This window comes from Burkholderia pyrrocinia (assembly GCF_003330765.1).
Classification (GTDB): Bacteria; Pseudomonadota; Gammaproteobacteria; order Burkholderiales; family Burkholderiaceae; genus Burkholderia; species Burkholderia pyrrocinia_B.
In genome coordinates this window covers 710,545-722,817 of record NZ_CP024904.1, presented here as the reverse complement: position 1 = coordinate 722,817, position 12,273 = coordinate 710,545, and the positions used below count along the sequence as shown (strand labels likewise).

At 63.5% G+C, this 12,273-nt stretch carries 10 protein-coding genes and 1 pseudogene; 9 read left to right on the top strand and 2 right to left on the bottom strand.

The annotated features are described in order from the left end of the window. Positions 1 to 93: 93 nt before the first annotated feature. The 6 genes from CUJ89_RS36325 to CUJ89_RS36300 all read left to right on the top strand — a co-directional run bounded on the left by CUJ89_RS36325 (position 94) and on the right by CUJ89_RS36300 (position 6,796). The gene (locus CUJ89_RS36325; protein ID WP_321970391.1) at positions 94 to 1,203 is read left to right on the top strand and encodes a porin; all 1,110 of its coding nucleotides are present in this window, start codon (positions 94 to 96) and stop codon (positions 1,201 to 1,203) included. Positions 1,204 to 1,304: 101 nt separating this feature from the next. Then, complete coding sequence (locus tag CUJ89_RS36320; protein WP_114182239.1) at positions 1,305 to 2,435, top strand: YncE family protein; 1,131 nt, start codon at positions 1,305 to 1,307, stop codon at positions 2,433 to 2,435. 189 nt (positions 2,436 to 2,624) lie between these two features. Then, positions 2,625 to 3,176 (top strand): GlcG/HbpS family heme-binding protein, encoded by a 552-nt coding sequence (locus tag CUJ89_RS36315; RefSeq protein ID WP_114182238.1) that lies wholly within the window; start codon positions 2,625 to 2,627, stop codon positions 3,174 to 3,176. A gap of 48 nt (positions 3,177 to 3,224) precedes the next feature. Next, a complete protein-coding gene (locus tag CUJ89_RS36310; protein WP_236655107.1) occupies positions 3,225 to 4,418 on the top strand; it encodes an acetamidase/formamidase family protein in 1,194 nt (397 codons plus the stop codon). Between the two features lie 95 nt (positions 4,419 to 4,513). Then, positions 4,514 to 5,815, top strand: coding sequence for an MFS transporter (locus CUJ89_RS36305; RefSeq protein WP_161556592.1), 1,302 nt, complete (start codon positions 4,514 to 4,516; stop codon positions 5,813 to 5,815). A 48-nt stretch (positions 5,816 to 5,863) separates the two neighbouring features. Continuing rightward, a complete protein-coding gene (locus CUJ89_RS36300; RefSeq protein WP_114182235.1) occupies positions 5,864 to 6,796 on the top strand; it encodes a fumarylacetoacetate hydrolase family protein in 933 nt (310 codons plus the stop codon). Positions 6,797 to 6,847: 51 nt separating this feature from the next. Here CUJ89_RS36300 and CUJ89_RS36295 read toward each other — a convergent pair whose 3' ends face one another. Beyond that, entirely contained in the window at positions 6,848 to 7,717 is an 870-nt protein-coding gene (locus tag CUJ89_RS36295) for a helix-turn-helix domain-containing protein (RefSeq protein ID WP_201752434.1), read from the bottom strand. 266 nt (positions 7,718 to 7,983) lie between these two features. Between CUJ89_RS36295 and CUJ89_RS36290 the strand changes: the two genes are divergently transcribed. The 3 genes from CUJ89_RS36290 (at position 7,984) to CUJ89_RS36280 (ending at position 11,068) form a co-directional block, all read left to right on the top strand. Beyond that, a complete protein-coding gene (locus CUJ89_RS36290) occupies positions 7,984 to 8,799 on the top strand; it encodes an alpha/beta fold hydrolase (RefSeq protein ID WP_114182233.1) in 816 nt (271 codons plus the stop codon). A 242-nt stretch (positions 8,800 to 9,041) separates the two neighbouring features. After that, a complete protein-coding gene (locus CUJ89_RS36285) occupies positions 9,042 to 9,323 on the top strand; it encodes a YciI family protein (protein ID WP_114182232.1) in 282 nt (93 codons plus the stop codon). A gap of 506 nt (positions 9,324 to 9,829) precedes the next feature. Beyond that, the gene (locus CUJ89_RS36280) at positions 9,830 to 11,068 is read left to right on the top strand and encodes a porin (protein ID WP_114182231.1); all 1,239 of its coding nucleotides are present in this window, start codon (positions 9,830 to 9,832) and stop codon (positions 11,066 to 11,068) included. A 46-nt stretch (positions 11,069 to 11,114) separates the two neighbouring features. Here the strand turns inward: CUJ89_RS36280 and CUJ89_RS36275 are convergent. Further along, a pseudogene (locus CUJ89_RS36275) lies at positions 11,115 to 12,256 on the bottom strand (FAD binding domain-containing protein). Positions 12,257 to 12,273 lie beyond the last annotated feature (17 nt).

Genomic DNA, 12,273 nt, shown 5'->3' with positions numbered 1-12,273 from the left:
TGACCCTGGCAATAATTAGTTATACAGATTAAATAAGACATTCCATTCGTACGCATCCGGTATCAAAAGACTGAAATGGAGGGGTAGACAGTGGTGGAGATAAAGAAAACAGCGATCGCGGCACTGATCGGCGTCGCGTTGAGCGGATCGACTTTCGCGCAGAGCAGCATCACGCTCTCCGGGAAGATCGACAACGGCCTGACTTACGTGACGAACGAAGGCGGGCATCACAACTTCAAGATGGACAGCGGCGTGTTGTTCCCGAACCTCTGGATCATGTCGGGCGCGGAAGACCTGGGCGGCGGTAACCGGGCGATATTCAAGCTGTCGTCGCTGTACAACCTGAACAACGGGCAGCTGAATCAGCCCAACACGTTGTTCGGGCAACAGGCGTATGTCGGCGTACAGACGCCCTACGGGATGATCACGCTGGGCAAGCAGTTCGACTTCACTGCCGAATTCCTGGCGCCGCTCAACGTCAGTTCGGCCGGCAGCGGTTATGCGATTCACCTCGGCGACTTCGACCGTACGAACAACGACCGGCTGTCGAACTCGATCAAGTACATGAGCCCGACGTGGGGCGGATTCCAGTTCGGCGCGATGTACGGGTTCAGCAATACTCCCGGCAGCTTCCACGACGGCAGCGGCTGGAGCGCTGGCTTGCAGTACACGAACGGGCCGTTGACGCTCGCGACCATGTACACGTTTGTCGCAACGCCGACGATCGATCCGTACGCGCAGATCGGGGTGCATTCGTTCTTCGGGCTTTCGGTGGCGACCGGGTCGGGCGACAGCGTCACCGACACCGCACCGTCCTTCCAGATCCGCTCGCTCGGCACGCTCGGCGTCGGCGGGTCGTATGCGATCGGCGACGTCACGCTGTACGCGGACTACACCAATACGGTCCTGAAGTTCCAGGACGCGAAGTCGGTCATGAATGTTTACGAGGGCGGTGCAACGTGGCAGGTGACGCCCGCGTTCCAGCTCGTCGGCGGCTATCAGCACACAAGCTTTGAAGCGCACGCGTGGAACCAGGTAACGGCCGCGGCGTTGTATTCGCTGTCGAAGCGCACGACGGTCTACCTGTCGTCCGATTACCTGAAGGCATCGGCGGGAGTGGATGCGGTGATCGGCGCAAGCTTTGCGCCGGCGCCGACCGGCCATCAGGCGGACATCCGGATCGGCCTCGCACACACGTTCTGACCGCATTGCGCGCCGTGCTGCCGACAGGGTGTCGGCGGGCCGCAAGGGGCTATGTCCCGGGTCGTACCGGGGCAATCGATAAATACCAGGAGGAGTTGAAAATGAAACGAATCTATTGCGCATTCGCGATGATGAGCCTGACGGCGGCTGCCGCTGTCGCGTGGGGCGCCGACGCCGCGGGTGGCGGCCCGAAGTTGCTTGCGACCATTCCGGTCACGAGCGAAAAGCCGTTCGGCTTCGATATCAGCGCAGCGTTGGATGGCACCTATTACCTCGCTGATGGAGCGAACGGGACGCTCGACGTATTCGATGCAAAGACGATGACGCTGCGCGACCGGATCAAGGCCGACTTTGCCGGCATCGGTCCGACGCACGACAAGTCGGGACCGTCGGGCGTGCTGCCGATTCCCGGCACGTCGCAGGTGTACGTCGGCGACGTGAACTCGGTGAAGGTGATCGACGTCGCTGCGAAGCAGCTCGTCAAGCGCATCGAGGTCAGCTCGTCCGGCATTCGCGCGGACGAAGGCTGTCTCGACCCGAAGCACCATGTCGCGATGTTCTCGAGCGGCGCCGAGCAGCCCCCGTTCGTGACCTTCATCAATACCGACACGCATTCGGTGATCGCGAAGATGCCGCTCGCGGATTCGACCGGGCTCGAGGCGTGCGAGTTCGACCCGAAGAACGACAACTTCGTGCTGAACAACGACGGGACGAAAGCCAACCCCAAGGGCGAGGTCGATCTGATTCCGGTGAAGTCGGTGCTCGAAGGCAAGCCGATCATTCAGGCCGCGCTGAAGCTGAAGGGCTGCGGAAGCCCGAGCGGCATCGCGCTCGGACCGGGCAACGATGCGCTGATCGGCTGCGATCCCGATGAAGGCGGCAAGCAGACGACGTTGATCATCGACCGGACGAACGGTACGCCGCTCGCGCAAGTGCCGTTCGGCGGTGCCGACGAGGTGGTCTACGACCCGGTTTCGAACCGCTACTTCCTCGCCGGCGGCCACCACTCGACGGACAACGTATCGCGGGTTGGCGCAAAGGATGCGAAGTTCGATTCCTCTCTCGGGATCATCGACGCCAGCACTCGCAACCTCGTCGCGATCGTTCCGACCGGCAAGTTCTCGCATTCGGTCGCAGTCGATGGCGCGTCGCATCACGTTTTCGTTCCGTACGGTGCCGGGTCCTCCGCGCAGTTCCCGGGAACAGGTGTCGCGGTGTTCGCGACGGAATAACGACTCCAGTGTGGTGGTTTTCCGCGGGAAGAGGCCTCCCGCGGCTTTTTTTGAGCATCGCTCATCCGCTGCTGCGTGAATTTGAATTATCGGACGCGAAGGTAAATCACGAGGCTGGATGGTCAGGTTGCGCGGCTCGACCGGACGTACGCTGGGACTCGTGCGTACAGGGTGAAGCGGAATCGGGAGATGGAAGTGAAAGTCAGGTTACGGGTTCGGTGGCTGTTGCAGTGGGTAATTGTCGGGATCGGATTCGCCGGCGGGATACACACCTCGTTCGCCGACGACACACGCGGCAATGCAGCGCTGCCGACTTACGTTCTGAGCTACGCGCAGACGCAGGAACTGCTCTCGCTCGCAGTCGTCGAGGCGAACGCACGGCACCTGGCGATGGGCTTCGCTGTCGTCGACCCCGGCGGTCATCTGCTGGCCGCGGCGCGGATGGACGGCGCGTCCTTCTCGAGCATCGACTTCGCACGCGGCAAGGCATTCGCGTCGGTCGCGCTCGGTGGCCAGTCCGGCGTAACGCTCGAACATCGCTACCGCGACGATCCGTCCGAGTACAGCAACATGTCCGGCGCCGGCTATTACGCGCCGTTCCTGCCCGGCCGCGGCACGTTTCCCGTCTTTATGAACGGCCATCTGCTCGGCGCGATCGGCGCCGCCGGCGCACCATCCGAGACCGACGATCAGGTGGTCCTGAAGGCGATAGCCGGGCTCGGGGCTCAGTCCGCGCGTTGAACGCGCATTGTCTTTAAAACCAAGTCTGGAAGACGTATGACACACAACATGGAAATGGAACACACTGCCGGCACTACGGCAAGCGACATGGAGACGAGCGGTGCGGTGACGATCGAAGGGACGGCGCAATGCCGCCGCACCATGCTGAAGCTCGGCTTCAGCGTGATCGCTGCGAGCCTCGCGGGCGTGGCGCGCGCGCAAACGAAAACGGCAGCCCCGAAGCCGCGCGCATCGACGATGCGTGTGCTGCCGGGCGGCAAAACGGTGAAGCTCGCGCCGTCGTGGGAAACGGTGCAGGTCGGTCAAATGACACCGGACGCCAAGGCAGCGGTTTCGATCCGGTCCGGCGACACGGTCTGGTACGACGGCACGTGGACGAACTGGGGCAACGAGGCGAAATACGGGATGGGATTCAAGGAGCGCGAGCCTATCCGCAAGAAATATCCGAACGGCGCATTTTCGTTGATCGGGCCCGTCGAGATCGAAGGCGCCGAACCCGGCGATGTCGTCGAATGCCGCATGTTGAAGATGCAGCCGATCGACTGGGGCTGGAATTCCGCGCCACCGGGCGTCGGTGCATTGCCGGGCGATTTCGGTCCGTACCTTCGTTACCTGAAGTTCGATGACGCGCGTACCTACGCATCTTACGTACCGGGCGTGCAGATTCCCCTGAAGCCGTTCCAGGCCTATCTCGGCACCCAGCCGCCTGGCGACCGTGTGACGAGCGCGAACTTCGCCGGCAGTTACGGCGGCAATCTCGACTGCGCCGTGCTCGGCGTCGGAACTTCGGTGTTTCTGCCCGTACAGGTCGCCCGGGCGCGCGTATGGACCGGCGGCTCGATGGGGGCGTCGGGCGAGGGAAACGTCGATCAGACGTCGATCGAATCCGCGTTCGAGGAGATGCGGATCCAGTTCCTTCTCCATAAACGATCATCGCTGAACGGTCCGATCGCCGAGACGCCGGAGCACTGGATCGGCTTCGGGTTCGCCGACAGCCTCGACGACGCGCTCGTCGCGTGCATTCGTCAAACGATCGGCTGGATGTCCGCGGCCACCGGCATTGCAGCGGTCGATTGCTACGGCATCCTGAGCGTCGCCGGGAGCTTCCGAATCACGCAGTATGCGCACCAGACCGGTACCGTCTACAAGACGGAACCGCCGAAGGGTGTGCACTGCATGGTGCCGAAGAACATTTTCTCCGCCGAGATGTTGCGGCGCCTGTCGGATTACACGCGCGCGTAAGCGCACGTTCTCGACGGCTTTGGAACGAGCGGCCGCACGATCCAGGTCCGTGCTTCACGGCGAACCGGATCGCGCGTGCCACAGGAGGTTGCGTAGTGAAACTGAATGATCAAAAGACCGCGGTCGACACCGGCACGTCGGAGGTCGGCGGAGTGAGCCGAGCAATCGCACTGCTCGTTTGCTTTCTCGTCGTCGTTCTCGACGGCTTCAACACGACGTCGATCTCGTTCGTCGTTCCGACGCTGGCTCGGGACTGGCATCTCGCGCCGGCCGCTTTCACACCGGTATTCGTCGCGACGAATGTCGGCGCGGCGATCGGCTTCATCATCACGGGCTCGCTCGCCAATCGCTTCGGACATCGCGCGGTCGGGCTGGCAAGCGTCGCACTGTTCGGCGGCTGCACACTGCTCACGATGCATGCGAGCAGCGTCGCGCTACTGTCGGTGATGCGTGTCCTCGCGGCAATCGGGCTGGGGGCGGCGCTGCCGATCGCGATCACCGCCTCGGCGGCGATCATCGGCGCGAAGCACAAGGTCGCCGCGTCGGTGCTGGTGACGACCGGCATGTCGGTCGGCGCCGTGATCGGCGGGCTGATCGGCGGCCCGTTGATGCACCGTTTCGGCTGGCAGTCGGTGTTCCTGGTCGGCGGCATCTTGCCGTTTGCGGTCGCGCCTGCGTTCTTCCGCATCCTGCCCGCGGTCGCATCTACGGCAACAGGTGCGCAGAATCCGGAACGGCAGGTGGCGAGTCCGGTGCGCGCGCTGTTCGCGGACGGCCGAGCAGGCTATACCGGCGTGCTGTGGCTGTTCTCGTTCCTGATCTTCATGGACGTCTACGCACTGCTGTTCTGGCTCCCGACCATGCTTCTCTCGTTCGGCTTTTCACTCGATCGAGCACCGGCCGGCATGGCCGCGTTCAGTGTCGGCGGATTGAGCGGCAACCTGCTGATGACGGCTGCGGTCACCGCGATGACGGTTACCGGGAGGTTGCGCGTGAAGTCGGCGCTGGCGGTGGGGATCGTCTGCGTGATTGCCGGCATCGCGGTGCTGAGCCAGGCCACGTTGTCGCCGCCGGCCGTGCTGTTGTCGATCGGCGTGATCGGTGCGGGGCTCGTCAACGGGATCATGGGCCAGACGGCGCTTGCGGTCGCGTTTTATCCGCCGGGCATCCGCGCGACCGGAGTCGGCTGGGGTCATGCAATCGGGCGGATCGGTTCATTCGTCGGCCCTGCGATCGGCGGGGCGCTTCTCGCGACAGGTTGGGACCCGCGCAACATCATACTCGTCGCTGTTGTGCCGGCGATCGCCGCGATCGCTGCGCTCGGCTTGCTGACGATCATCGGCCGCCGCGCTGCCAGTCGCGAATCGGCGATAGGTGGCGCGCCGGCCGGGCACTGAATCATTCTCGACACGTCTTCCTGGAAACTTGCGGAATCACGCTCAATCATGAAAATCATTGCTTACTCGGACGTGGGCGATAAAGCGCTCGGCGTCATCACCAGCGATACGCATTTCGTCCCCGTTGCGGAAATTGCACCGGATCTGCCCGCGAGCCTGATCGATATCCTCGCGATGGACGACGGGCTCGAGCGCCTGCGTGCGTCAGCGGCCGGCAAGACCGGCAATCGACTGGTCTCGTCCGTGACGCTGAAGCCGTTCCTCGACCGGCCGAACGCGATGTGGGCACTCGCACTGAACTTCAAGAGCCACATCGCCGAGACAGGCTTGCAAACGAATCCCGACTATCCGCATCTGTTCTTGCGCACGGCCGCGTCGTACGTCGGCGCGGGTGAGCCGATCGTCGCACCGCCGGAAGCCGTTGCGCGTGCATTCGACTATGAGGGCGAGCTCGGTGTGATCATCGGCAAGCCAGGACGCTACATCCCCGTCGAGCGCGCACTGGAACACGTCGCGGGCTACACCTGCCTGAATGAGGGTTCGGTGCGCGAATACCAGGTGCACAACCGTCAATTCGGCCTCGGCAAATGTTTCGAAGCTTCGGGGTCTTACGGCCCATGGCTGATGACATCGGACGAGTTCGGCGATCCGTCGAAGCGCACGGTGCTCACGCGAATCAACGGCATTGTCCGACAGCGTGCGCCGCTCGACGACATGCTGGTCAACGTTGCGCGCACGGTCAGCTATCTGAGCCGCGGCTATCGGTTGCGACCCGGCGACCTGATCGCGATGGGCACGCCGGGCGCGCTGAAGCCGGCGCCGGACGACATCGAAGGGAATGACCTGTCGCGGCAGTACGGACCGTTTCCGACGCCGGGTCTCGTGCACATGCGTCCGGGCGACTGGGTTGAAATCGAGATCGACGGACTGGGCGTGCTGGGAAATCCGGTGGTCGCCGATCCGTCGGACCTGTTGGCCTGACCTGCGCCGCATGCGCGTATTCGCGCGCATGCGGCGGACCGACCGCGCCGGTCAGTCGAATCGCGCGAGATCGAGCGTGACTGAATGCCGCCGAAAATCACTCGGCGGCACACCCATGTGCTGCGCAAAGAAGCGAGTGAAGTGGCTATGCTCCTCGAAGCCGAGCTCGTCCGCGATGTCGGCGAGCGGCCGGCTACTCTCCGCGAGCAGCCGGATCGCGTGCGACATCCGGACCCAGTCGATATAGTGCTGCGGCGAGATGCCCATGCAGCGCCGGAACTGCTCGAAAAAACGCGACCTCGACAGCCCAACCTCGGCGGCGACCTGCGTGACCGTCGCGTTCGCGGACGGCGTGCGCTTGATGAAGTCGAGCGCCTTGCGGATTCTGAAGTCTACCGGGCGTGTCGACGGCGCGATGCGCGTCGTCAGCTCCGGATCGGCAAAGTCGCGCCCGAGCGCCGTGACGAGATCCTCGAGGATCGGCAGGCAGCCCGCGTCCTGCGCAACGAGATGATTCGTGATGGCGGCCGCCAGGCGGTCGACGTGATGCTGCACTTCCGGCGTGACGACGACAAGCCTGCGCGGGAAGATGTCGGCCGGGCTACCGTCGGCCAGGCCGAGCTGTTTGCGCAGCCAAGGTGGTTCGATCACGAGCGACAGGATCAACGACGGTGTGTCCTTGTTCGCGCATTTTGCGTGCTCGACCCATGGGTTCAGGCAGATGGCGGAGTCGGCGCTCAGTGTGCAATCCTCAGCACCCATCCTGAAGTCACAGTTGCTGCCGCCGAGCTTGAACAGGAACTGGTACTGCGAGTGCGCGTGAGCGACAAGCGGCCGGCTGATGAAGTTTACCGTGGCCCGGCCGAATTCCCCCTGCAGAATCCAGACCGGCTTTTCTGATTCCATTGCTGCTAGCACCATGTCAACCTTCTCCGATATCGCCGCGGTTGGCGTGCCGTCGCAATAAAGAGACGTCGCTTGAACGTCCGCATAAGCCGTGTACTTAATCAAATGCGCAACAGCCCGTCAATCCGGGAAAGATCGCATGCATGGCTTGCACGATGCTCGATGCATATCGCATCAAAAATCCGGACGATCCGGTAAGTCGTCGCTTCAATCGATCATCGCTCTGGCCGCTCGCACGATAGAGTTTGGCAAGAGCAGGCTGCACGGCGCAGCCCGAATGAATGCGAGTTGAAGAGAGGCTGAGGATGAAGGCATGGTTTGAACGCGAGGGTATTCGTTTTGCCTATGAGGAGTCCGGTCCGCAGGACGCGCGGGCGATCGTTTTCAGTCACGGATTCATGATGGATAGCGAAATGTTTCGCCCGAACATCGACGCGCTGAACGACACGTTCCGTTGTGTGGTCTGGGATCAGCGCGGCTTCGGTTCGACGGGGCCGGTCAATCAGGCGTTCAGCTACTGGGATTCGGCACGCGATCTGATCGCGCTGCTCGATCACCTTGAAATTGCGTCGGCGTCGCTGGTAGGGATGTCGCAGGGCGGCTTCGTGTCGATGCGCGCCGCGCTGCTCGAGCCCGCCAGGTTCCGCGCGCTCGCGCTTATCGCGACGCGAAGCGATCTCGACGACGCAGTGGTAACCGCTTCGTTCGAGGAACTCAAGGCGGAGTGGGCGCGCAACGGTGCGGCCAACGTTGCTGCGCACCTTGCCGCGTTCTTGCTCGGTGCAGATTATCCCGCGTCGGCGTGGCTCGACAAGTGGCTGAACATGCCGCGTGAGCATTTCGAATACCCGGTCGATGCGCTGACGTCGCGCGACGACATTACGTCGCGGCTCGGCGAGGTCACGCATGCGTCGATCGTATTCCATGGCGATGCCGATGCAGCCATCCCGCTCCGTTGCGGCGAGGCGCTTGTCGAAAGGCTGCCGAACTCCAAAGGGATGGTGAGTGTGGCCGGTGCCGGACATACGCCGAATTTGACTCACGCTGACGATGTCAATCCGAAGCTGAGGGACTTCCTGCTGCGCTACGGACGCTGATTGCGTCGATGCTTTCCATCCGGCAGGGCGCCCCGGTTCATGCTCGTGATCGCCATCGACCCGTTCTCGGGTCGAGAATGCCGTCCGAATGGTATTCAGGAGTATTACGCGTCGGTCATATCGACAAGCCATCGCGAGCGACGCAGCCCGATCGGCCGATTGCGTGTCCGTGAGCGCCGCGCGTCGTCATGCACCCTGTGCCGGCGGCCACTCCGGTGGTTCGCCTTCCCCAAGGAGATAACATGCTTTTCATCGTTTACTGCCTCGATCACCCGGATATGGCGGAGCGGCGCCAAATCCACTTTGCAGCGCATAAGGCGCGGTTGCTCGCTTCACCGTTGAAGGCGCGGATTGCGGGGCCGCTCATCGATCCGGACGGCTCGGTAGGCGGGAGCCTGTTTCTCTACGAAGCGGACGATATCGAGGCAGTACGGCGCCTCGTACACGACGACCCGTTCAACACGGAAGGCATCTGGAAGACGGTCGACATCCGGTTTTTCTTGAACCGGGCAGATGAGCACTGATGCTCTTTTGCGCGCGATTCATCGTCCCCGGGACGCTTCCACGCCAGAAAGTTTCTCCGTAGACATTTCTTCAGACCAGACCCGGCCAAGCTCCGCAGAGCGCGTGCCCACCCGTCGTTAAATAAACGCGGAAGGGTAAACACTGGCTCGGCATCCGCACCTGGGGCATGGCCTGCCGGCTATAATTTATCAAACGATAATTAAGGTTGGCGGTCGACGCCATGTTCCCGTTTCGAAGCTATCGGTCACGTACCGCTTCGCGGTCACGGGTGAACCAGCGCGATGGTGGAAGTCTCGCGGATATTCATGCATCAAGGGAAACAGGCCACGGTCGGCTGTTTTGAGGTTGGCAGAGGTGGGCTGTCCATGGATGTTTCAAAAAAATCCTGGCGCCATCCGACTGAAAATTATCGTTCGAACTACATATAGATTACCGAGCGCACTCACTCGAATTCAGTTGCGCCGGACGGTTCTGTTGGATTTTCCAGTCAAACGAGAGAGGAGATATGTCGATCGAGAGAAAGATGCGGATAGTCGCGGCCGCCTTGCCGCTTGGATGGGCATGCGGCGCGTTGGCCCAGAGCGGTGTGACGTTGTACGGGATCGTCGACCCCGACGTGGTATTCGTCAGCAATGCGCAGTCTGGCAGAGTGGCGGGGGCGCTTCGCGGCGAGCGGCAGGTGTCGCTTCAGGACGCAACGACGTCGGCATACGTTGGCAGCAGATTCGGCATTCGCGGGCGGGAAGACCTGGGTGCCGGAACGTTTGCGATTTTCACGCTGGAGAATGGATTCAGTGTCGCGAATGGCTCGCTCGGACAGGGCGGTGCACTGTTTGGGCGCCAGTCGTTCGTCGGTGTGTCAAACGAGCGGCTCGGCAGCGTCACGCTCGGCCGTCAATATTCGCCGGTGGTCGACTATCTCGCGCCGCTCACGACGGTATCCCAGTGGGGCGGCTTCGTTACCGCCCATCCGGACGACATCGACAATCTGGGCCTGACCGTGAGACAGAACAATACGGTAAAGATCGCGACGCCCGTCTGGCACGGGTGGTCGGCCGGTGCGATGTATGGGTTCGGCGGTGTCGCGGGTCACGTGGGCCGGAACCAGGTCGTTGCGGCCGGAGCGGGCTACGTGGGCGGTCCGTTGCGTATTGGCGTCGGCTATCTCAATGCGTCCGCGCCGAACGTGTCGATGTGGGGCGGACAGCCGAACGGCGGCGGAAGCGCCGTGAACAATATCGGTTCGTTCGGCTCGGCGACGGCACCGGAGCGCAATCCCGTCATGGCCGGTTACGCGTCGGCGAGCCGTGAGGAGACGATCGGCGCCGGTGCGAGCTATGCGCTCGGCAACGCGACGATCGGCGCGGCCTATACGAATACGCGCTTCGTCGGGCTGGGCTCGGACGCGGGACCCAATCCGCGTGGCTATGCCGGCAGCGCTAGCTTCAATACGGTCGAGCTCAACGGCAGCTACCGGATCGACGCTGCCGTGTCGCTCGGCGCCTCGTATTCGTACACGCTCGCACGCGGGCCCGATGCGATCGGTGCGCATTACAACCAGGTTAACGCCGGCGTGCACTATGCGCTGTCGAAGCGCACGGATGTCTACATGATCGCGGTCTATCAGCGTGCGTCAGGTACCGATTCGCTCGGGCAGTCCGCGGTTGCATCGATCAACGGGATGACGCCGTCGGCTTCGCACCAGCAGTTCGTGGACGCCGTCGGCATCGCACATCGCTTTTGACATGCGCCTGCCGTTCGCGGCCGCCGGTGCAGTCACGGCGCTCCGGTCACGCGCTCCCCATGATCCGGGTGCCGAGCGAGATGCCGAGTTCGGACAGCGACGCGTTGGTCGCGAGCTGAGCGGCCTGCCAGCGCGACAACGCAGCGTCGAATGCGCTCCCGCGCACGGCGCCGCGCAGCGCCTCGGCAGACCGACCGCATTCTCCGCCGCTTTCGCGACGCCGGCTGCCGTATGCGGCCGCACGAGGCAGGCTGCGTCGCCGAGCAACACCACGCGGCCGAACGCCATGCGCTCGACCGCGAGATCCAGGATCGCCTGGGCGAACGGCGCGCGCGTCGCATCGACGAGGGCGGCGAGCGTCGGCGCAAGCATCCGGCGGCCGGCCTCCACGAGTTCGAGCCGGTTGTCGTCCCGCATCGCGTCGGGCGGCAGCGAGCCGTCACGCTGCGTGCCGTCCCGCGCCAGGAACAGGGACGGCAGGCGATCCTGCGCGAGCCGCCGGTACCAGACCCAGTTCACGCGCCGTTTGCCCGGTTCGATCGCGCCGTCGCGCCCGGGCACCAGATAGGTCAGGAACAGATGCGCGTCGCCTTGTTGAAACGTGAAGCGCTCGCGCAGCACCTGCAGCACCGTATCGGGAAGCAAATGCTCGTCGACAAGCCCGCGCCACGCGACATAACCGGCATACGCGGGCCGTGCTTCGGGAAGCAGTTGTGCGCGAACGTTCGAGCGGCCGCCGTCTGCGCCGACCAGCAGGTCGGCCTGCTCGATGCGGCCGTCCGTGAAATGCGCCGTCACGCGGTCGCCTTCCTGCGCGAACCGATCGAACGACACGCCGGCATGCACGATGCCGGCGGGCAGCGCGCGCTTAAGGGCCGTGTAGATCACGTTCCACGCGGTCTGCGTTTGCGGCATGGGGTAGCGTTGGACGATCCGGTCGTGTTCGTCGACGTAGATCCGGTCGATCGAATCGACGCCCGCATCGCGCGGCACGGGCACGCGGCCGAACGCGAACGCGCGCTCGATCGGCGGCTGCAGCACGATGCCGCCGCCGCGGCTGTCCAGGTCGTTCGGCGATTGCTCGAATACCTTCACGCGCCATCCGGCCGCACGCAGTGCGGTCGCCGTGAAAAGCCCGCCCACCGATCCGCCGATGACGACAGCCAGCGGGCCCGAAACGTCGCTCATGATCCCTTCCTCCCGAT